19 protein-coding genes, 2 tRNA genes and 1 pseudogene are annotated in these 20,724 nt (G+C 70.3%); 15 read left to right on the top strand and 7 right to left on the bottom strand.

All coding sequences use genetic code 11. The features are described from left to right. Window positions 1-74: 74 nt before the first annotated feature. Complete coding sequence (gene ptsP, locus LQF12_RS05595) at window positions 75-1,757, bottom strand: phosphoenolpyruvate--protein phosphotransferase (protein WP_231054992.1); 1,683 nt, start codon at window positions 1,755-1,757, stop codon at window positions 75-77. 71 nt (window positions 1,758-1,828) lie between these two features. Here ptsP and LQF12_RS05600 point away from each other — a divergent pair, with 71 nt between their 5' ends. The 4 genes from LQF12_RS05600 to LQF12_RS05615 all read left to right on the top strand — a co-directional run bounded on the left by LQF12_RS05600 (window position 1,829) and on the right by LQF12_RS05615 (window position 5,280). Further along, window positions 1,829-2,143 (top strand): PTS sugar transporter subunit IIB, encoded by a 315-nt coding sequence (locus tag LQF12_RS05600; RefSeq protein ID WP_290370737.1) that lies wholly within the window; start codon window positions 1,829-1,831, stop codon window positions 2,141-2,143. Between the two features lie 121 nt (window positions 2,144-2,264). Next, window positions 2,265-4,409 carry a 4-alpha-glucanotransferase gene (malQ, locus tag LQF12_RS05605; RefSeq protein ID WP_231054994.1) on the top strand — a complete coding sequence of 715 codons (2,145 nt, stop codon included), beginning with the start codon at window positions 2,265-2,267 and terminating at the stop codon, window positions 4,407-4,409. A gap of 8 nt (window positions 4,410-4,417) precedes the next feature. Further along, entirely contained in the window at window positions 4,418-4,882 is a 465-nt protein-coding gene (locus LQF12_RS05610) for a PTS sugar transporter subunit IIA (RefSeq protein ID WP_231054995.1), read from the top strand. A gap of 65 nt (window positions 4,883-4,947) precedes the next feature. Continuing rightward, window positions 4,948-5,280 carry a cupin domain-containing protein gene (locus tag LQF12_RS05615; protein ID WP_231054996.1) on the top strand — a complete coding sequence of 111 codons (333 nt, stop codon included), beginning with the start codon at window positions 4,948-4,950 and terminating at the stop codon, window positions 5,278-5,280. Here the strand turns inward: LQF12_RS05615 and LQF12_RS05620 are convergent. After that, complete coding sequence (locus tag LQF12_RS05620) at window positions 5,252-5,845, bottom strand: GNAT family N-acetyltransferase (protein ID WP_231054997.1); 594 nt, start codon at window positions 5,843-5,845, stop codon at window positions 5,252-5,254. The two genes, LQF12_RS05615 and LQF12_RS05620, sit on opposite strands and share 29 nt — an antisense overlap. A gap of 97 nt (window positions 5,846-5,942) precedes the next feature. Between LQF12_RS05620 and LQF12_RS05625 the strand changes: the two genes are divergently transcribed. From LQF12_RS05625 to LQF12_RS05635, 3 genes are all read left to right on the top strand, one after another. Then, on the top strand, window positions 5,943-6,596 hold the full coding sequence (locus LQF12_RS05625) for a DsbA family oxidoreductase (RefSeq protein ID WP_290370738.1): 654 nt from the start codon (window positions 5,943-5,945) through the stop codon (window positions 6,594-6,596). Between the two features lie 79 nt (window positions 6,597-6,675). Next, window positions 6,676-7,275: a hypothetical protein gene (locus tag LQF12_RS05630; protein WP_231054998.1), complete on the top strand. Its 600-nt coding sequence runs from the start codon at window positions 6,676-6,678 to the stop codon at window positions 7,273-7,275. A gap of 268 nt (window positions 7,276-7,543) precedes the next feature. Beyond that, window positions 7,544-7,927: a rhodanese-like domain-containing protein gene (locus tag LQF12_RS05635; protein ID WP_231054999.1), complete on the top strand. Its 384-nt coding sequence runs from the start codon at window positions 7,544-7,546 to the stop codon at window positions 7,925-7,927. 1 nt (window position 7,928) lies between these two features. Here LQF12_RS05635 and LQF12_RS05640 read toward each other — a convergent pair whose 3' ends face one another. After that, on the bottom strand, window positions 7,929-9,902 hold the full coding sequence (locus LQF12_RS05640) for a M13 family metallopeptidase (protein WP_231055000.1): 1,974 nt from the start codon (window positions 9,900-9,902) through the stop codon (window positions 7,929-7,931). A gap of 50 nt (window positions 9,903-9,952) precedes the next feature. Here LQF12_RS05640 and LQF12_RS05645 point away from each other — a divergent pair, with 50 nt between their 5' ends. Continuing rightward, on the top strand, window positions 9,953-10,399 hold the full coding sequence (locus tag LQF12_RS05645; protein ID WP_231055001.1) for a ribose-5-phosphate isomerase: 447 nt from the start codon (window positions 9,953-9,955) through the stop codon (window positions 10,397-10,399). A 3-nt stretch (window positions 10,400-10,402) separates the two neighbouring features. On the opposite strand, the gene LQF12_RS05650 is transcribed toward LQF12_RS05645, so the two are convergent. Further along, entirely contained in the window at window positions 10,403-11,152 is a 750-nt protein-coding gene (locus LQF12_RS05650) for a hypothetical protein (RefSeq protein ID WP_231055002.1), read from the bottom strand. Between the two features lie 22 nt (window positions 11,153-11,174). Between LQF12_RS05650 and LQF12_RS05655 the strand changes: the two genes are divergently transcribed. Then, on the top strand, window positions 11,175-11,537 hold the full coding sequence (locus LQF12_RS05655; protein ID WP_231055003.1) for an MGMT family protein: 363 nt from the start codon (window positions 11,175-11,177) through the stop codon (window positions 11,535-11,537). Here the strand turns inward: LQF12_RS05655 and epsC are convergent. Together epsC and cysK are read right to left on the bottom strand one after the other, a co-directional pair. Further along, complete coding sequence (epsC, locus tag LQF12_RS05660) at window positions 11,528-12,133, bottom strand: serine O-acetyltransferase EpsC (protein WP_231055004.1); 606 nt, start codon at window positions 12,131-12,133, stop codon at window positions 11,528-11,530. The two genes, LQF12_RS05655 and epsC, sit on opposite strands and share 10 nt — an antisense overlap. Before the next feature lie 15 nt (window positions 12,134-12,148). Continuing rightward, window positions 12,149-13,084 carry a cysteine synthase A gene (cysK, locus tag LQF12_RS05665; protein WP_231055005.1) on the bottom strand — a complete coding sequence of 312 codons (936 nt, stop codon included), beginning with the start codon at window positions 13,082-13,084 and terminating at the stop codon, window positions 12,149-12,151. Between the two features lie 398 nt (window positions 13,085-13,482). On the opposite strand from cysK, the gene LQF12_RS05670 reads away from it, so the two are divergent. From LQF12_RS05670 to LQF12_RS05685, 4 genes and pseudogenes are all read left to right on the top strand, one after another. After that, on the top strand, window positions 13,483-13,740 hold the full coding sequence (locus LQF12_RS05670) for a type B 50S ribosomal protein L31 (RefSeq protein ID WP_231055006.1): 258 nt from the start codon (window positions 13,483-13,485) through the stop codon (window positions 13,738-13,740). An 83-nt stretch (window positions 13,741-13,823) separates the two neighbouring features. Beyond that, window positions 13,824-13,994: a 50S ribosomal protein L32 gene (rpmF, locus tag LQF12_RS05675; RefSeq protein ID WP_231055007.1), complete on the top strand. Its 171-nt coding sequence runs from the start codon at window positions 13,824-13,826 to the stop codon at window positions 13,992-13,994. Window positions 13,995-14,192: 198 nt separating this feature from the next. Then, on the top strand, window positions 14,193-17,060 hold the full coding sequence (locus tag LQF12_RS05680; RefSeq protein ID WP_231055008.1) for an Ig domain-containing protein: 2,868 nt from the start codon (window positions 14,193-14,195) through the stop codon (window positions 17,058-17,060). Window positions 17,061-17,459: 399 nt separating this feature from the next. Then, window positions 17,460-18,670 (top strand): annotated as a pseudogene (locus LQF12_RS05685) (IS481 family transposase). Between the two features lie 53 nt (window positions 18,671-18,723). Here the strand turns inward: LQF12_RS05685 and LQF12_RS05695 are convergent. Further along, window positions 18,724-18,800 (bottom strand) — tRNA-Pro (locus LQF12_RS05695). 96 nt (window positions 18,801-18,896) lie between these two features. On the opposite strand from LQF12_RS05695, the gene LQF12_RS05700 reads away from it, so the two are divergent. After that, window positions 18,897-18,970 (top strand) — tRNA-Gly (locus LQF12_RS05700). A gap of 181 nt (window positions 18,971-19,151) precedes the next feature. Next, complete coding sequence (tig, locus tag LQF12_RS05705) at window positions 19,152-20,588, top strand: trigger factor (protein ID WP_231055011.1); 1,437 nt, start codon at window positions 19,152-19,154, stop codon at window positions 20,586-20,588. Window positions 20,589-20,724 lie beyond the last annotated feature (136 nt).

A 20,724-nucleotide genomic window follows, 5' to 3' on the forward strand; every position in this document is an offset into this window, starting at 1 on the left:
CCGGCCTCCCGCAGCGCTCTCGGGTTGGGTGCTCACCGTCCCAGCGTAGATCGTCCCGACGGCGACGCGTGCGGCTACAGGGCCAGCTCGGTCAGGACCGGGAGGGCGCCGCGCACGGCGCGCCGTGCGTCCTCGGCGCTCTCGGCGGCGAGGGCGAGGCCGGCGACCGTCTGGCACTGCTCGTGGGTGACGCTGCCGAGCAGTGCCGCGACGTCGCCGAGGGCGCGCGGGGTCATCGACAGGCTCGAGACCCCCAGACCGACGAGCACGGCAGCCAGGGCGGGTGAGGCGGCAGCCTCGCCGCAGACGCCCACCGGCCGGCCCTGCGCCCGACCGCCGGCGCAGGTGAGCTCGATGAGCCGCAGCACGGCCGGGTCCCACGGCGTCGACAGCGGCGCGAGCGCGCCGAGCAGCCGGTCGGCAGCGAGGGTGTACTGCACCAGGTCGTTGGTCCCGATCGAGGCGAAGGCGGCCCGGGCGAGCATCGGTCCGGCGAGCAGTGCGGCACTGGGGACCTCCACCATCACCCCGGCCGTCTGCAGACCGTGCGAGGCGCATCGCGTGACGAAGTCCTCCGCCTCGGCAACCCGGCTGACCATCGGCGCCATCACCCAGACGTCGGCCTCGTGCTGCTTGGCCGCGCGTGCGATGGCCGTGAGCTGATGGTCGAGCACCTCGGGGTTCTGCCACGCCGTGCGGTACCCGCGTACTCCGAGAGCCGGGTTCGTCTCATCGGCATCGGTGAGGAAGGGCAGTGGCTTGTCCGCGCCGGCGTCGAGCGTGCGGACCACCACCTTCTTGCCGGCGAATGCCGCCAGGACCGGACTGTAGGCGGCCACCTGCTCCTCGACCGTGGGTTCGCTGTCGCGGTCCAGGAAGCAGAACTCGGTCCGGAACAGGCCCACCCCCTCGGCGCCCGCCCGCACGGCCGGTTCGGCGTCATCGGCCTCGCCGACGTTGGCCAGGAGCTCGACCCGATAGCCGTCCAGCGTCGCGCCCGGAGGCGTGAAGGTACGTACAGCCGCTCGTTCGCTGGCTGCGGCGACGGCATCGGCCGGCGGGTCCAGATGTACCTGGCCGGCGCCGCCGTCGACCAGCACGATGGTGTCGGCGCCGACCTCGGCCAGAGCCGCTCCCACGCCGACGACCGCCGGAATGCCGATGGCGCGCGCCAGGATCGCGGTGTGGGAGGTGGGCCCGCCTTCCTCGGTCACGAGTCCACGCACCACCTCGGGGTCGAGCTGGGCGGTGTCGGCCGGAGCGAGATCGCGCGCGAGCAGGATGAACGGGTCCTCCCGCCGGGGCACCCCGGGCGTCGGGGCACCGAGCAGGTGGGCGACGATCCGGTCCCGAACGTCGATCACGTCCCGCGCCCGCTCGGCGAGATATCCCCCGAGCGACTCGAACTGGTCGGCCACGGCGCCGGCGGCCTCCCAGACCGCACGTTCGGGACTGAGGCTGTTCTCGCGCACGCGGTGCTGGGCATCGCGCACCAGGGTGGGGTCCTGCGCGATCTGCGCGGTCGCCTCGAGCACGTCCCGGGCCGCGCCTTCGGTGGCCTCCGCACGGGTGGCGAGATCGCGCCCGACGGCGTGGGTCGCCTCCGCGATGGCTGCACAGCCGGCTTCCGGATCCGCCGAGCTGCGCCGTTTCGGTGGTTCACCCGCCGCGCTGGTCATCCAGACCGCCGGGCCGGCAGCGCGTCCCGGTGAGACACCGGCTCCCGAGATGACCACCGCTGGGTCGCCGTGCGTCATGGATCGCCTCCCCGTCGTCGGTTGCAGATCATTGTCCAGCCGGGCGGTGCTCACGGCTACGCGGTTGTAGAGTGGGATGCATCACAAGGCACGATGCAGAGCCTGCCGATCAACAGGTCGAACGGTGTGACGATCAAGGAGTGGACGTGACGAAGGCTGAGGAGTTCCTCGCGGCCCTGGGTGGCGACGGCAACGTGGTCGACCTGGAGCCGTGCATCACGCGGTTGCGGGTCGAGGTGACCGACCCGGGGCTCGTGAATGAGGACGGCCTGCGTTCGCACGGTGCCTTCGGTGTGGTTCGCTCCGGGCGCGTGGTGCAGGTGGTCGTGGGTCCGGAGGCGGACGACCTCGCCGAGGAGATCGACGGCCTGCGTTCGGGGGACTGAGCCCTCCGCCGTCGGACGCCTGCGCGAGGCGTCCGCCGACTCTGGCACGATCGTGGCCAGTACATCGCTAGAGAGCGGCCGAGAGCCGCTGACCGACTGATGGGGAGCGCTGGACCACGCCGTGACGGACCACAGCACTGACGCACCGAGCGAGGATCTGCGTGCGCTCGCGGCTGCCTACGGCGTGGCGACGGACTTCTGGGACTTCCACGGCGAGCGCCGTGATGCCTCCGCAGCAACGGTCCGCGCGGTGCTGGCCGCGATGGGGGTGGCCGCTGACACCGACGACGGCATCCGCCGCGAGCTCGAGCGCGCCGAGCTTGCTCCGTGGCGCCGGGTCCTGCCGCCCTGCGTGATCGCGCGGCAGGGCAGTCTCTCCACGGTTGCCGTGCACGTCGAGCACGGCACGGACGTGCGTGCGCATGTGCGTCTGGAGTCCGGCGGCCGGGTGGATCTCGAGCAGGTCGACCGATGGGTCGAGCCGCGCACGGTCGACGGCCGGACCGTCGGGGAGGCGACCTTCCCCCTCCCTGCGGACCTCCCGCTCGGCTGGCACGAGCTGGTCGCCGAGGTGGGCCTCGAGGGTGAGGTGAGCAGCAGCCCGCTCGCCATCACCCCCGCAACGCTGACCCTGCCCTCGTTACGCAGCGACCTGGGCGGTCGCGCCTGGGGTCTGATGGCCCAGCTCTATTCGGTTCGCTCGCGTCGGTCCTGGGGCATCGGCGACTTCGCCGACCTCACCGAGATCGGCTCGATCGGCGCGGAGGTCGGCGCGGACTTCCTGCTGATCAATCCGGTGCACGCGGCCGAGCCCACCACACCCATGACCCCCTCGCCGTACCTACCGGTCACCCGGAGGTTCGTGAACCCGATCTACATCCGCCCCGAGGACGTTCCCGAGGCGGCGTACCTGCCAAACAACCAGCGCACGCTGCTGGAATGGGGCGCGCAGTCGGTCCAGGCGACCAACACCGAGACCTCACCCCTGGACCGGGATGGCGTCTGGCAGGAGAAGAAGTCGGCGCTGGAGACGATCTATGCCGCCGGCCGGAGCCGGTCCCGGCAGGGTGAGCTGGACCGCTTCCGTGCCGCGCAGGGGCCGGGTCTGGAGGACTTCGCCCTCTGGTGCGCCGCCCGGGAGAGCTTCGGAGCCGAGGACTGGCCACTCGGCGATGGGGCCACCTCCGGAGCGATTGCCGCGCTGAGACGCCGGCTCGCAGACCGGATCTCCTTCCACTGCTGGTTGCAGTGGGTCGCCGACGAGCAGTTGGCGCGGGCACAGCGGGTCGCCCGGGAAGCCGGGATGCGGATCGGGGTGATGCAGGATCTGGCCGTAGGTGTGCACCCCGAGGGCGCCGACTCCTGGTCGATGCGTCACGTGCTGGCGCGCGGGATCTCCGTGGGGGCGCCACCGGACATGTACAACCAGCAGGGTCAGGACTGGTCGCAGCCACCGTGGCGGCCCGATGCGCTCGCCGAGTCCGGCTACGCACCGCTGCGGGACCTGGTCCGCACGGCCCTGCGGCACGCCGGCGCCCTCCGGGTCGACCACATCATGGGCCTGTTCCGACTGTGGTGGATCCCGGAGGGTGCGGGAGCGGCTGAGGGGACCTACGTCCGCTACGACCACGAGGCGATGGTGGGGGTCCTTGCCCTGGAGGCTCACCGCGCGGGTGCGGTGGTCATCGGTGAGGATCTGGGCACGGTCGAGCCGTGGGTGCGCGACTACCTCAGCGAGCGCGGCATCCTGGGCACCTCGGTGCTCTGGTTCGAGCAGGAGGACGGCCGCCCCCGCCCCCCGGAGGACTACCGCGAGCTCGTGCTGGCCACCGTCACCACCCACGACCTGCCCCCTACCGCCGGCTACCTGGCCGAGGAGCACGTCGATCTGCGCAACCGCCTCGGGCTGCTGACCGAGCCGGTCGAGCGCGTCCGACTGGCGGCCCGGATCGAGCGGGAGCGGATGCTGGCGGCCCTGGGTGAGCGGTTCCTGCTGCCGCAGGGCCCGACCGAGCGCCAGATCGTGGAGGCCCTGCACCGGTTCATCGCCCGGTCGCCGTCGGTGCTGGTGGGCGTCTCGCTCGCGGATGCGGTGGGCGAGCGCCGGGCGCAGAACCAGCCCGGGACCGACACGGAGTACCCGAACTGGAAGATCCCGCTGGCCGACGGCGGCGATCGGGCCGTGCTCGTCGAGGATCTGCCCGGCAACGCCCGGTTCGCTTCCCTCGTGACCGCGCTGACGCACGAACTGGCCGAGCAGGCCTGAGCAGTGCCGTGAGCCTGCCCGTCCTCGCGCCGCTGCCCGGCACCGTGCTGCCGATGGCCGAGGTCCCGGACGCGGTCTTCGCGCAGGAGCTCGTCGGCCCCGGCCTCGCGATCGACCCGCCCAGGACCGAGGAGCCGGTGACGGCGATGGCACCGGTCTGCGGACGGGTGCTCAAGCTGCACCCGCATGCGTTCGTGCTGGTGGCTGCCTCGGGCCAGGGGGTGCTGGTGCACCTGGGCATCGACACGGTCCAGCTCGAGGGAGCGGGATTCACCCTGCATGTCGCCGAGGGCGACCAGGTACAGGTCCGTCAGCCCATGGTCACCTTCTCGCCCCGGCTGATCGCCGACGGCGGACGCTCCCCGGTGTGCCCGGTCGTCGCTCTCGAGGGGGTGCCCGCGGAGCTCCGGCTCGTCGGGACCGGCGCGCTGGCCGCAGGGGACCTGCTCTTCGAGTGGTCGCGCCACCGGTAGGTACAGCCGGTCCCCCGGGGCGGGCGGCATCCTGCGAGCCGCCTGGCGAGCCGTAGGGTGTGTCCATGATCGATCAACGGTGGGTCCTGCGCCAGGATGTCGTGCCGGTTGCGGCGGGGGAGGGCGTCACCAGGCGGGTGCTCGCCCACGACCGGAACACGATGTGTGTGGAGAACACGTTCGAGGCCGGCGCCGTCGGCCCGTTGCACCACCATCCGCACACCCAGATCACCTACGTGGTCAGTGGAGTCTTCGAGTTCGAGATCGACGGCGTCATCCGGACCGTCCGCGCCGGGGACTCGATGCTCAAGGCCAGCAACGTCGAGCACGGGTGTGTCTGCCGTGAGGCCGGAGTGCTGCTGGACCTGTTCAGCCCGATGCGCGAGGACTTCGTCTGAGCGGTTGCTGAGTGCCTGATCGCTCCGCTCGGAGCGCTGCACACACGATCATGTCCCGCCGCACGCCATCGATCTCCTGGTGCGAGCGGAGCAGACCCTCCTGCCGGTATCCGGACCGCTCGGCCACGCGGACGGAGGCGACGTTCCACGGTTCGATGAACAGCTCGACCCGGTGGAGGCCCTCGATCGTCCAGGCGAAGGCGGTCAGCGCCATCAACGCGTCCGTGGCGTACCCACGCCCGCGAGACGACGGTGCGATGGCGTACCCCGCGCTCGCCCGGCCCTGGTCCAGGGCACGCAGGGACAGGCCGGCGTTGCCGACCGCCCGGTCGGTGGCCCGCTCGGCCACGGCGAACGAGTACCCGGTGCCCTGCTCCGACCGGGCCAGCTGGCGCGTGATCCACGCCGCAGCTCCGTCCTTGTCGACCCTGGCCGGTACGGAGCCGATGGTGGGGATGTAGGAGTCGGCGGCGAGTTCGGCCACCAGGTGCGCGTCGGTTGCCGTGAACGCGCGTAGCCGCACACGTCCCGCGCAGGGTGCCTCCGTCGGCCATCTCAGACTCATCGGGTCATCCTCCCAGCGAACGGCGCGCGTCGGAATGTCGCACGGGCGCTCGCGGTTGGCGAGAATGGACGTGTCCCGACCCGACGAAGGAGATCCTGTGAGCACTGCCACCCAGACCGCTGCCGGCACCACCGAGGCCACCGGCAAGGACGTCGCCGACTTCTGGTTCGACCCCGCCTGCCCGTGGGCGTGGATGACCTCGCGGTGGATCACCGAGGTGGAGAAGGTGCGCGACATCGAGGTCCGGTGGCACATCATGAGCTTGTCGGTGCTGAATGAGGGGCGCGAGGAGCTTCCCGAGGACTACCGGGCGATGCTGGCCAAGAATTGGGGCCCTGTCCGCGTCATCAATGCCGCTCGCGTGCTGCACGGCGAGGAGTGGGTGAAGCCGTTGTACGACGCGATCGGTACCCGGTTCCACCCCGGCGGCCGCGGCGACGACCGGCGCCAGGTCCTCGTCGAGGCACTGGCCGAGGTCGGGCTGCCGGCCGACCTGATCGACTACGCCGACTCGGACGAGCACGACGAGTCCCTGCGCGCCTCGCACGCCGAGGGGATCTCCCAGGTGGGCGAGGACGTCGGCACACCCGTGGTCGCCTTCAACGGCACCGCCTTCTTCGGCCCCGTCATCACCCCAGCCCCCAAGGGCGAGGAGGCCGGACGGCTGTGGGACGGCGTCGTCGCGGTGGCGGCGTACCCGGGCTTCTACGAGATCAAGCGCACGCGGACCCAGGGGCCGATCTTCGACTGAGAGCAGACCGCGGTGTCGTCGCCTGCGGGGTCGGCCGCTACCGTAGGGGAGCACTCGTAACCGGACCTACGGAGGATCGATGGCCCAGCGCGGCGGCCTTGGCCCATGGGGGGTCGTACTCGTCTGCGTCGACGCGCTGCTGATCGTGGCGCTGGTGATCATCCTGGTCACCTGGCCGGACAGTGGTACGTCCCAGCCGGCTCCCACGGGCGATGCCGAGGCCACGGCCGAGGCGGACGGCTCCGACGACGGCGAGTCCCCGGAGGCTGCCGAGGACGCGGCCGCCGATGGGGACGAGCCGAGCCAGGACCCCGAGATCGAGGTGCCCGAGGATGCGCTGGACGTCGCCGCGTTCGCGCTCCCGAGCGGCAACATCTGGTGTGAGATCGCGGCCGACGCTGCGACCTGCGTCATCGAGGCCTTCTCCTTCTCGCCGCCCGAGGTCGCCGACTGTGCCGCTGACTCGGTGGGCTACCGGTGGGAGGTCTCCGCGGAGGGCGCCGGCCCGCTGTGCGGGACGGCCCCCGAGCAGCCGGGCGACCTAGCCGAACTGGACTACGGCCAGGTGACGCAGGTGGGGGACATCCTGTGCGAGAGCACCGAGGGCGGTCCGGTGTGCCGCTCCATCTCCTCCGGACACGGGCTCCAGATCGCCCGCGGTGGCACCCGCACGTTCTGACGGGCTCCAGGTGAGGTCGCCGGTCGGGTCGCCCTGCCCGCTTCTCACATGACGAGACGCGACGGCGACGCCTCCGCCGCGCTGCATGGTTGTGGTGGAGTACTGCTCATGTTCCTCGACCCCAGTGCCACCGGTACGCGGGTCCCGCACGCCCTCAGGGCTGCTCCGGCGCGAATGCCGGGACGAATGCGCTGTCTGTGTACAGCCACCAGCGACAGCTGTCGCTGACCCGTCCCCCGCACCCGCCACACACCTGGAGCACACGCACATGGCTGTCACCACCGGTACGACCTGGGATGTCATCCTCGCTGCCCGGCCCGCCCCCGTCGAGCACGGCACCGCCCTCTCGGTGAGGGCCGCCTACCAGGAGGCGCTCTACGAGCGCTCGCTCCTGGTGGACCTGCGCGAGGACCACGAGCGAGAGCTCGGCGGGATCCACCCGGCGCTGGCCGCCGCGACCCTCCCGCCGAGGGAGCTTCTCGGTCACCTGATCAACACCACCGACCTGCGACCGGTGGTGTTGATCAGCGAGGACGGCCGGCTCGCGCAGGAGACCGCCGAGACCCTGGCCGAACTCGACCTCGCGCAGGTGCGCTACGCCGTCGGGGGCTTCGAGGCCTGGAAGCAGGCGGGCCTACCGGCCCGCAGCTGAGTCACCAGATCCGCACCCGCTCGGCCGGGTCGAGCCAGAGCTTGTCCCCGGGCTGGACCCCGAACGTCTCCACGAACTCGTCCAGGTTGCGCACCGGTGCGTTGCACCGGATCTCGTCCGGGGAGTGCGGATCGATCGAGAGCAGCCGGAGCGCCTCCTGCTCGCGGGCCTTGGTCCGCCAGCAGCGCGCCCAGGCCATGAACAGCTGCTGCATCTCCTCACGGGTGGGCTCCTGCCCGCGGCGCTCCTTCGCGATCCGGAATGCCTTGATCCCGATGCCGAGGCCACCGAGATCGCCGATGTTCTCTCCCACGGTCAGCGCGCCGTTGACGGTGTGGGAGTCCTCCAGCTGGCTGGGCGAGAGGACGTCGTACTGGGCGATCAGCGCCTGGGTGCGCTTGTCGAACTCGGCGCGATCCTCCTCGGTCCACCAGTCGTGGAGCCGGCCGGAGCCGTCGTAGCGGCTGCCCTGGTCGTCGAAGCCGTGACCGATCTCGTGCCCGATGACGGCACCGATGGCGCCGTAGTTGGTCGCGTCGTCGGCATCGGCGTCGAAGAACGGGGGTGTGAGGATCGCCGCCGGGAAGACGATCTCGTTCATGGACGGGTTGTAGTAGGCGTTGACGGTCTGCGGCGACATGAACCACTCGTCGGTGTCGATCGGCCCGCCGAGCTTGTTCAGCTCGTAGTCGGTCTCGAAAGCGTGGGCGGCGCGCACGTTGCCGAGCAGGTCGTCGGCGGCGACCTCCAGGCCGGAGTAGTCACGCCACTTGTCCGGGTAGCCGACCTTCGGGGTGAAGGCGTCCAGCTTGTCGAGCGCCTTCTGCCTGGTGGCGGGGCTCATCCAGTCCAGCTCGGTGATGGAGCGGCGGTAGGCCTCGACCAGGTCCGCGACCAGCACCCGCATCGCGTCCTTGTGCTCGGGTGGGAAGTGGCGGGCGACGTAGAGCTTGCCGACGGCCTCCCCGAGCACGCCCTCCACGAGGCTGACCCCGCGCTTCCACCGCTCGCGGAGCTCCTGGGCGCCGGTGAGGGTGCGGCCGACGAAGTCGAAGTTCTCCTCGACCAGTTCGGCGTGCAGGTAGGGAGCACGCGAGCGCACGACGCGCCACGTCAACCACAACCGCCACAGGTCGGTGGGCTCCTCGGCCCAGGCGCGCGAGAACTCTGCCAGGAACTCCGGCTGGCGCACGTCGACGTCCGCCAGGGTCGAGTCGTCCCCGCCCAGGGCGCTCACCCAGGTCGACCAGTCGAAGTCCGGCGCCAGCTCGCCCAGCCCGGTCAGCGTCATCGGGTTGTGGGTCGCCTGCGCGTCGCGGCAGCGCACGCGGTCCCAGTGGGCTCGCGCCAGCCGGGTCTCCAGGGCCATCACCCGCTCGGCCGCTCCATGCGCCTCCGCCTCGGTGACCACGCCGGCGATGGCGAGCATGGCCGCCATATGGGGCACGTAGGCGGCACGGACGGCGGCGTGCTCCTCCTCGCGGTAGTAGGCCTCGTCGGGCAGGCCCAGACCGGACTGCTCGAGGTAGACGATGTAGCGGGTCGTGTCATCGGAGTCGACGTCCACGAAGGCAGCGACGGCGCCGCCGACGCCACTGCGCTGCAACGACCCCAGCGCGCGGGTGAGCTGTTCCTTGGTGTGCGCAGCGGTGACGAGCTCCAGGTCCGCAGCCAGGGGCAGGTTCCCAAGAGCGTCGATCCGCTCCGCGGCCATGAACGAGGCGTACACAGCGGCGATCTTGGCCGCCTCGGCGCCGGCGGGGGAGTCGGCCGGCACCTCGGCGGCCTCGGTGATCAGGGTCCGTACCTGCTCCTCGGCCTGATCACGGAGTTGGTGGAATGTCCCGTCCCGGCCGCGATCGGCCGGGATCTCATGGGTGTCCAGCCACGAGCCGTTGACGTGGCGGAAGAGGTCGTCCTGCGGGCGGACCGTGTGGTCCATGGCGGTGGCGTCTGCCTCGGAGATGGTGCTCATCCTCCGAACATACCGGCGAGTACCGACCTCGGGTGCGGCACAATGTCCGGATGCGTATCCACCTCGCCGCCGACCACGCGGGATTCGAGCTCAAGGCCGTGCTCGCCGACCATCTGCGGACCAGCGGGCACGAGGTCATCGACCACGGCGCCGCCACCTACGATGCCCAGGACGACTATCCCGCGTTCTGCTTCGCCGCCGGTGAGGCCGTCGTCGGTGACCCCGCCTCCCTTGGCGTGGTCATCGGTGGCAGCGGCAACGGTGAGCAGATCGCCGCCAACAAGGTGGCCGGCGTGCGGGCCGCGCTGGCGTGGAACCTCGAGACCGCCCGCCTGGGCCGGCAGCACAACGACGCCAACGTCGTCGCCGTGGGAGCCCGCCAGCACACCACCGCCGAGGCGCTCGCGATCGTCGACGCATTCGTGGCCGAGGCGTTCTCGGGCGACGAGCGTCACCAGCGCCGGATCGACCAGCTGGCCGGGTACGAGTCCCGCTGAGGGCTAGGGAAGCGGAAGCGGCCTGCGGCCCTGCGACCGCCCCACCAATGCGGCGGCGGCGACGTGCAGGGGAATCAGCACCACGACGAGCACGGGCAGCCACAGGCAGACCAGCGCCTCGAGCCCGACGGCCGCTGCGGTGACCGCTGCCGTCACCAGACCCTGCCACTCGTGGGTGTGATCACGGAGGCGGACCGCTGCCTCCCGGGCCACCTCACCGGCCCTGGTGTCGGCGACGAGCTCACTGCGCAGGCGCACCTTGCCGAGCGTCTCGGCAGCCGCTGAGCCGGTGAACCAGCCGACCGCGACCGCGACGGCGAGGGCGAGCGGGCCGGCCGCGACAAGCCCGTCGGCTGCCTGCGAGGCGCCCAGAACTGCCGGCGGGGTCAGGGCGGCTCCGGTCAGGACCGAGACGAGGGCGAACCGGCGCTCCTGCCGATGGCTCATCCGTGGGCGAAGGCCCGGTGTGCCCCGGCGGGCGTGGTCGAGGGCTGCCGCCCCGAGTCCGGCGGCGGTCACCACGGCCCAGCTGAGGAGCCCGAGCAACGCCGCGAGCAACAGCCCGCCGGGGCCGGTGAGGAGTGCGGCGAACGCGGTCAGCGCGATCGCCACCCGGGCTGCGCTGACCGCGACGAGGGTGCGGCGGTAGCCGTCGACCACGGTTCGCTCGTCGACGTGCTCGTGCTCGTGGGTGGCCTCGCAGTGCGGGCAGACGTAGGTCTGGCCGGCCGTGGTGGAGTCGCTGTCGGTCATGTCATGGGAGATCATAGGCGGCGTGGAGACTGCTTCGACGCCGGCCCCGGATGCAGGTCCGGGGGAGTACGTGGAGACCGTGCTCGACCTGGTGGAGCGCGTTCCCCGTGGCCGCGCCACCACCTACGGGGTGATCGCCGAGGCCGCGAGGCAGGTCACGGGCAAGGGCAGTGCGCGGACGGTGGGTGCGGTGATGGCCCGCTACGGCGCCGGCGTGCCGTGGTGGCGTGTGGTCACGGCCAGCGGCGCCGTCGCCGACCGAGTGGCGGGCCGAGGGCTGGAGCTGCTCCAGGCGGAAGGAGTGCCGCTGACCTCCCACGCGCCGCCACGGGTCGATCTTGCCGAGGCGGGGTGGGAGCCGGCGGAAGCCGGATCTCAGATGTAGATCGCGGGATCGAGATAGAGCGCCGGATCGGCGGCGTCGTCCTGGGCCGAAGGCGGAGCGTGCCGGACCTGGCCGGGGACCCCGACGACGACCGAGGAGGCCGGCACGTCCTTCACGACGACGGCGTTGGCTCCGATCTTCACGTCGGCGCCCACCTCGATCGGGCCGAGCACCTTCGCACCCGCCCCGATCACCACCCGGTCACCGATGGTCGGGTGCCGTTTTCCCTTGTCCATCGATCGGCCGCCGAGGGTCGATCCGTGGAACATCAGCACGTCGTCACCGACCTCCGAGGTCTCACCGATCACCACCCCCATACCGTGATCGATGAAGAAGCGCCGCCCCAGGACGGCACCGGGGTGGATCTCCACACCGGTGACAGCGCGTGCGAACTGGGAGATCAGGCGAGCTGGAAGGCGCAGGAGCGCGTGGGTCACCCACAGGCGGTTGGCCAGCCGGTGCAGCCACAGGGCATGGACACCGGGGTACAGCAGCGCGACCTCGAGACCGCTCCGGGCCGCGGGGTCGCGGCGCCGGGCGGTCTCGAGGTCTTCTGCGACGAGCTCACGCAGCCGCAGGTGACGAGTAGGGCTCACCGGTGGTCGCTCGGATCAGTCGGCGAGGTCGGCGTACAGGATGGTCGACAGGTAGCGCTCCCCGAAGGAGGGGATGATGACCACGATGTTCTTGCCGGCGTTCTCCGGGCGCTGGGCCACCTGGATGGCGGCGTGCAATGCGGCACCGGAGGAGATGCCCACGAGCAGACCCTCCTCGCGGGCGGCGCGGCGCGCCACCTCGACGGCGGTCTCGGCGTTGACGTCGATGACCTCGTCGTAGATCGAGGTGTCGAGGATCTCCGGGACGAAGTTCGCGCCGATGCCCTGGATCTTGTGCGGGCCCGGCTGGCCACCGTTGAGGATCGGCGACTCCTCCGGCTCCACCGCGATGATCTTCACGCCCGGCTTGCGCTCCTTGAGGACCTGCCCCACGCCGGTGATGGTGCCGCCGGTGCCGATCCCGGCAACGACGATGTCGACCTCGCCGTCGGTGTCGGCCCAGATCTCCTCGGCGGTGGTCTTGCGGTGGATGGCCGGGTTCGCCTCGTTGGCGAACTGCTTGGCCAGCACGGCCCCGGGGCGTTCCGCGGCAATCTGCTCGGCGCGGGTGACGGCGCCCTTCATCCCCTCCGACCCGGGTGTGAGCACCAGCTCGGCACCGAAGGCGCGCAGCAACATCTTGCGCTCGTTGGACATCGTCTCCGGCATCGTCAGCACGACGCGGTAGCCCCGAGCGGCGCCCACGAACGCCAGCGCGATGCCGGTGTTGCCGCTGGTGGCCTCCACGATGGTGCCGCCGGCGGTGAGGTCTCCCGAGGCCTCGGCCGCATCGACGATCGCGACGCCGATCCTGTCCTTGACGCTGTTGGCCGGGTTGTAGAACTCGAGCTTGGCCAGCACGGTTGCGCCGGCTCCCTCGGTCAGCTTGTTGATACGCACCAGCGGCGTGTTGCCGATCAGCGCGGTGGCGTTGTCGTAGATGCGGGCCATGGAGTCTCGTCCTTCGTTGGCTGGGTGTGCGATGTCGCTCGTGTCCCATCCTCTCAGGGCCCTCGCGCGAGGGCAGGGGAGGCGACGACCGTCCCACGATGCGGGCACGGAGAGGTGAGTCCTTCGTCACAGCAGCCTCCCTATGGTCCTGACCTGCGCCGTCGTGGGGGAGGGGAGACGTGACGAGTAGGCGTGCAGCGCCAGATGTGGGTATCATTCCGGGGGCGCGCCGTGACCGGTGCCTCGCAGGACGTGCTCCAGCGACGGGCTGACCGTTGTCGCTCGTGCCCAGCCGTCCACCGTCATGAGGCGGCGTGACGAGGCGTGAGAACGGCGCCACCAGCAGCGCACACCACAGACCGCTCAGCAACCGCGTGAGAAGTAGGTAGGAAGCAGACATGAAGAAGGACATCCACCCGGAGTACGGGCCGGTCGTGTTCCGTGACATCTCCGCGAACTTCGCCATCCTGACGAAGTCGACCATCTCCTCCGGGACGACGGTCGAGTGGGAGGACGGCAACACCTATCCGGTGGTCGACGTCGACATCTCCTCCGCTTCCCACCCCTTCTACACGGGTAAGCAGAAGATCATGGACACCGCCGGACGCGTCGAGAAGTTCCGCCAGCGGTACGCCAAGGCCGGCGGCAACGCCTGAGTCACTGCCGCTAGGCAGAACACGCACGTGCTGCGGCGGGTCCGCCGCAGCTCCATGACAACGACGGAAGGGGAGGTAGAGCCATGGCAGTTCCCAAGCGCAAGATGTCGCGCAGCAACACCCGCGCGCGCCGCTCGCAGTGGAAGACCAAGGCGGCAGACCTCGTCCCGGTCCGCTCCGGTGGTCGTGAGGTCCGGGTGCCGCGGCGCCTGGCCCGCGCCGTCGAGCGCGGTCTGGTCGACGTCGAGCGCTGAGCGTCACCCGCGTCGCGATCGAATGAAGCGGTCGCTCCCCACGGGGAGCGGCCGCTTCGTCGTTCCCATCCCCATCTGCCCCTTATACGAACGTGCAGGCGCTGCTACGATCCTGCTCGGTGCCGAGCGTCGACGCTCGGCACGTCGGTCAGGGCCCGCAGGGCTCCGACTCATCGACCCGAGAGAGTGGATCGCCTGATGATGCCTCGCCCCCGAACCCTCGCGCGCGTCCGCACGGCCGTGGCCGTGGCCGCTGTCGCGGCCCTCGCCGGCCTCGGAATCGTGGCCGCTGCGCCGAGCGCGTCCGCCGCGGGAGTCGTGGTGATCGACGACTTCGCCGGAACCACGCTGGGTGAGCGGACCGTCACCGCGTCCACGGCGATGGGTGGCACGCAGGCCTCGACATTCACCGAGTCGGGCGGTGTGGGCGTGTTCTCGATCGGCGGGCAGGGGAACACCCAGGGCAGCGTGCGTCTCGACTATGCCTTCCCCGAGCCGACCGATCTCACGGAGGGGTGGACGAACACCCGCATCAGCTTCCCGTTCGAGTCGATCCAGCGCGTACCGGAGGACAACCAGACGGCGCTGGTGTTCGCGCTGACGATCCGCGACTCGGACGGCAACAGCGACACGATCTCCTCCGGGATCGCTTCCACCGGGCCCTTCGACGCCAGTTTCCCTCTCCTGTGCGAGGGCACGCTGTGCTTCGACGAGGTCGATCCGACGCGCGCGAGCTCGGTGACGCTCGAGCTCCTGGCGCCACGCAACTTCGACCGGGATCGCTCGGTCGACGTGCGGCTGCAGACGCTCCGGGCGGCACCACCGGTCGGGACGCCGGAAGGCCCGCTGACGCCGACCGTGACGACCGCCTCGACGGATGTGGATGCGCAGAGCCCGCGGTCGATCGACTTCACCGTCTCCTTCGCCTCGGACGACATGCTCGAGGGCACGACTCAGCTCCAACCGGGCGACCTGGACATCTCCGGGACCGCTGCCGGACTGGACAACGTGACCGTGACCGGCGGGCCGTCCGTCTGGCAGGTCCGGGTGGGGCCGCTCACGAGTGACGGGACCGTCTCGGTCGGCGTCCCCGCCGGAATCGTGACCGGCCTCGCGAGCCGTCCCAACATCGCAAGCACCGGGGACCCGGTGGTGAACTTCGACCTCGCCGTCGCGCCGTCGATCGCCAGCGCGGATGCGGTGTCGTTCGCTGCGGACGAGGCCGGTGCCTTCACCATCGTCTCGTCCGGAGATCCGACGCCGGTCGTCGACCTCGACGGGGGCCTGCCGAGCGGGGTCACGTTCGAGGACTCCGGCGACGGAACCGGTTCGCTCAGCGGGACCCCGCAGCCTGGTACCGGGGGGACGTACCCGCTGACCGTGACGGCGTCCAACGGGACCTCGCCCGACGCCGTCCAGAACCTGACGCTCACCGTGACCGAGGTCCCGGTGTTCGTCAGTGGTGATGCGGTGACGTTTACTGCGGGTTCGTTGGGTGAGTTCGTGGTGGAGGTGGGTGCGGGGTTCCCGGGGCCGGTTTCGATTGGGAGTGAGTCGGTGGTGCCGGAGGGGTTGTCGTTGGTGGACAACGGTGATGGGACGGCGTTGTTGTCGGGTACTGCGGTTGCTGGTGGGGTGTCGGTGCTGGAATTGGTGGCGACTAATGGGGCGGGGTTGTCGGCGGAGCAGTCGTTGACGGTGACGGTGGAGGAGTCGCCGGTGTTCGTCAGTGGTGATGCGGTGACGTTTACTGCGGGTTCGTTGGGTGAGTTCGTGGTGGAGGTGGGTGCGGGGTTCCCGGGGCCGGTTTCGATTGGGAGTGAGTCGGTGGTGCCGGAGGGGTTGTCGTTGGTGGACAACGGTGATGGGACGGCGTTGTTGTCGGGCACTGCGGTTGCTGGTGGGGTGTCGGTGTTGGAGTTGGTGGCGACAAATGGGGCGGGGTTGTCGGCGGAGCAGTCGTTGACGGTGACGGTGGAGGAGTCGCCGGTGTTCGTCAGTGGTGATGTGGTGACGTTTACTGCGGGTTTGTTGGGTGAGTTCGTGGTGGAGGTGGGTGCGGGGTTCCCGGGGCCGGTTTCGATTGGGAGTGAGTCGGTGGTGCCGGAGGGGTTGTCGTTGGTGGACAACGGTGATGGGACGGCGTCGTTGTCGGGCACTGCGGTTGCTGGTGGGGTGTCGGTGCTGGAGTTGGTGGCGACTAATGGGGCGGGGTTGTCGGCGGAGCAGTCGTTGACGGTCACGGTCGTGCAGTCGCCGGCACTGGTCACCGAACCGTCGCTCGAGCTCATCGCCGGAGTGCCGGGGGAGCTGGTCCTGGAGACCGCGCCCGGATTCCCTGCGGACACGGCTTTGAGGCTCGCCGGTGACCTGCCTGCCGGCGTGACGTTCACTGACAACGGTGACGGGACGGCCACGATCTCGGGAAACGCTGGACCGGACGTCGTTGGGGAGTATCCGGTGACCGTCACGGCGAGCAACGAACTCGCACCGGACACGGTCCGGTCGGGCACCGTCACAGTCGCGCTGGCGCCGGCGGTCATCCTCCCCGAGGACCAGCCCACCTCCGACGGTGCACTGACAGGCGTCCCCGCCGAGACCGTCGTCGGGCAGGAGATCACCGTGACCGGTACCGGTTTCGCCGCCGGGGCCCCGGTGACGCTCGGTCTGTACTCGGATCTCGTTCCGCTCGGGACCGCCACGGCCGACGCTGAGGGCGAATTCACCGCGACGCTAGTGATCCCGGATCGACCGGGTGAGCACCTCGTCGTGGCGGGGGGAGTCAGCGCCTCCGGAGAGGTCCAGTACCTGAGCGCTTCGACCACCATCTCGGCGCTGCAGGTTCCGGCCGACGGCAGCCCCACGGTCCCGGCCGATGGCAGCCCCACGGTCCCGGCCGATGGCAGCCCCGCGATCCCGGCCGATGGCAGCCCCGCGATCCCGGGCGATGACAGCCCCACGCTCCCGACCACCGGTACGGTCGTGGGCGGCGCCCTGGCATCGGCACTCGTGCTGGCGTTCGCCGGAGCGGTGCTCGTCCGCCGCTCGCGGAGCGTGCAGGCGTAGGACAGGCCTATACGCCGCAGACCCCTGGACCGCAGTGGTTCAGGGGTCTGTCGCTGTCCCCGTCGGTCGGGATGATTGGGGCCGTCGCTCGCCAGGGCGAGCTCCTCCCAAATCCTGCGAGCCGGATATCAGCAGCGCCGGCCACCCTCGTTCCTCGGGCGACCGCCACTTCTGATGGTCGGGATGACAGGAGCCGTCGCTCGCCAGGGCGAGCTCCTCCCAAATCCTGCGAGCCGGGTATCAGCAGCGCCGGCCACCCTCGTTCCTCGGGCGACCGCCACTTCTGATGGTCGGGATGACAGTGTGCTGGTGCAGGACATCGGAATAGGGTGTCGCGGGTCATGGGAATAGGGGTGTCGCACGAGATCGGTATAGCCGCTGTGGCCAGGCTCGTGGTCTATGGACAACAAGCGACGCCTGGTGGTGACCGCGGTGAACTCGGGCCAGTCTCAGTCCGCCATCGCTCGCCGCTACGGCGTATCCCAGAGTTGGATCTCCAAGTTGATGGCCCGCTATCGGCTCGAGGGCGAGGCCGCATTCGTCCCACGCTCGCGGCGCCCCCACACCACGCCGAGGGCCACCGATGCCGAGGTCGTGGAGCTGATCGTGGCCATCCGCGCCCGCCTGTCGCGTGCTGGCCTGGACTGCGGCGCCGAAACGATCGCCTGGCACCTGGGCCACACCCACCACATCGAGGTCCACCGGGCCACGATCCACCGGATCCTGACCCGCGCCGGGCTCATCACCGCCGAGCCGAAGAAGCGACCGAAGTCCTCCTACGTGCGTTTCGAAGCCGCGCAGCCGAACGAGTGCTGGCAATCGGACTTCACCCACTACCGCCTCACCCGCCCCAGCGGACGCGCCGGCGCCGACACCGAGATCATCACCTGGCTCGATGACCACTCCCGCGCCGTGCTGCACCTGAGCGCCCACAAAGCGATCACCTCCACCATCGTGGCCGCCACCTTCGCCCAGACCGCCCGCGAACACGGCTACCCCGCCTCCACCCTGACCGACAACGGCCTGGTCTACACCGTGCGCCTGGCCAGCAAGAAGCGCCGCGGTGGACGCACCGCACTGGAGACCGACCTGCACCGACGCGGCATCATCCAGAAGAACGGCAAGCCTGGCCACCCCACCACCCAGGGCAAAGTCGAGCGCTTCCAGCAGACCCTCAAGAAGTGGCTACGCGCCCGCCCCGACCAGCCACCACCATCACCGCCCTGCAAGCGCTGCTCGATGAGTTCACCACCGAGTACAACCACCGACGCCCCCACCGGTCCCTACCCCACCGGGCAACCCCGGCCACCGCCTACACCACCCGCCCCAAGGCCACCCCCGCCACCACACCCGGCGAACCTCACCACCGCGTGCGCCACGACCGCGTCGATACCGCCGGCAAAGTCACCCTCCGCCACGGCGGCACCCTCCACCACATCGGCATCGGACGAACCCACGCCCGAACCCCCGTGATCCTCCTCATCGCCGACCTCGACATCACCATCATCAATGCCGCCACCGGCGAGATCCTGCGCGAGCTCACCCTCGACCCCACCAAGCGCTACCAACCCACCGGACGCCCCCCAGGACCAGCCCCCACAAAGAACTAGCCCGAACCCACAATCCGTGGGTTCGGGCTATTCCGATGTCCTGCGACATCACATGGTCGGGATGACAGGATTTGAACCTGCGACCTTCCGCTCCCAAAGCGGACGCGCTACCAACCTGCGCCACATCCCGATGCAACCCGCCGGGCTGCCGGGACGAGTGTACGGCCCCAGGGCTGCTGCGCTGGACGACCCATCGTCGTCGAGCAGGTAGGCTTGTCCTCGCCTTGCGGGTGTAGCTCAATGGTAGAGCCTCTGCCTTCCAAGCAGATGGTGCGGGTTCGATTCCCGTCACCCGCTCCATAGCCCCTTCCGGGTGGCCTCCGAGCTCTGTCCTCGTCGACGCCGCCCGTGCCGTACGATGGGTGGCTGCGTCCGCTTCCGCATGCCTAGGCCCGGAAAGCCGGATGCAGCGACCACCGCCCGCAACTTCCCTCGCGCGGGCACAACCCCCTTTGATGCCGACCCGAGTGGAGAGCACGTAGTGAAGAGCGCCGTCGAGAACCTCGAGCCCACGCGGGCAAAGCTGACCGTGGAGGTGCCTCTGGCCGAGCTGCAGCCGAGCGTGGACCACGCGTACTCCCACATCGCCTCCCAGGTGAACATTCCCGGCTTCCGTCGCGGCAAGGTTCCCCCTCGCATCATCGACCAGCGAGTCGGTAAGGGTGCGGTCATGGAGCACGCGATCAACGAGGCGCTCCCCGGCCTGTACCGCAAGGCCGTCACCGAGACCGAACTCAAGCCGCTCGGCCAGCCGGAGATCGAGGTCACCGCGGTGCCCGGCCTCTCCGAGGACGCCGATGACCTCATCTTCACGGCCGAGCTCGACGTCCGGCCCGCGATCGACCTCCCTGACCTGGAGGGTCTGACGGTCACCGTCGACTCCTCCGAGGTCACCGACGATGACATCGACGAGCGCCTGACGGCGCTGCGCGAGCAGCACGCCACGCTCGTCGGGGTCGACCGCCCCGCTCAGGACGGCGACTACGTCACCATCGACCTGAAGGCGACCATCGGCGAGGAGGAGATCGACTCGGTCTCCGGCGTCTCCTACCAGATCGGCTCGGGCAACATGCTCGAAGGCATGGACGACGCCCTCACGGGACTGTCCGCCGACGAGACCGCGACCTTCACGGCGCCGCTCGCCGGAGGCGACCGCGCCGGTCAGGAGGCCGAGGTCACGGTCACCCCGACCGCGGTCAAGGTGCAGGAGCTGCCCGAGGTCGACGACGAGTTCGCCCAGACCGCCTCGGAGTTCGACACCGTGGACGAGCTGCGGGAGAGCCTGCGCACGCAGGTCGCCGAGGCCAAGGAGAACAACCGCGCCGTCGCCGCCCGCGACCAGTTGCTCGAGCAGCTCGTCGAGGCCACGGACTTCCCGCTCCCCGCGAAGGTCATCGAGGCCGAGGTTCACCAGCACCTCGAGAACGAGGGCCGGCTCGAGGACGAGGAGCACCGCGCCGAGGTCACCGAGGAGACCACGTCGGTGCTCAAGCGGCAGCTGCTGCTGGACACCCTCGCGGAGAAGGTGTCCGTCTCGGTCGGTCAGAACGAGCTGCTGGAGTTCCTGCTGCGCACCGCTCAGCAGTACCAGCAGGAGCCGAGCGAGTTCATCCGGCAGGCCGACGAGAACGGCCAGATCCCGCTCTTCGTGGCCGAGTTGACCCGCAACAAGTCGCTCGCCGTCGCCCTGCGGCAGGTCAAGGTGGTGGACGAGGCCGGGGAGGCTGTCGATCTGTCCGCCTACATCGGCTCCGACGAGGAGGACGCGGCAGAGGCTGCCGCCGCCGAAGCCGCCGCCGAGGACAGCGGCGACGACGCCACCGAGGACGTGGACGTGACCGCCGACGCCGAGGCCGAGTCCGAGGCCGCTGACGACGGCGACGACGAACCCGGGTCCGACGAGTCCGCCAAGGGCTGATCCGGACCCCGCTGCCCCCGTGGTGCCAGAGAACCTGGCGCTGCGGGGGCAGTTCGCGTCCGGGGCACATGCGTGCGCCGTCAGCGAAACCAGGGCGCCCGCGGGCAGGTCTGGGCCTCGGGCGGCGTTAGTGTCA

The sequence above is a fragment of the Ruania suaedae genome (assembly GCF_021049265.1).
In the GTDB taxonomy this organism is placed as follows: domain Bacteria; phylum Actinomycetota; class Actinomycetes; order Actinomycetales; family Beutenbergiaceae; genus Ruania; species Ruania suaedae.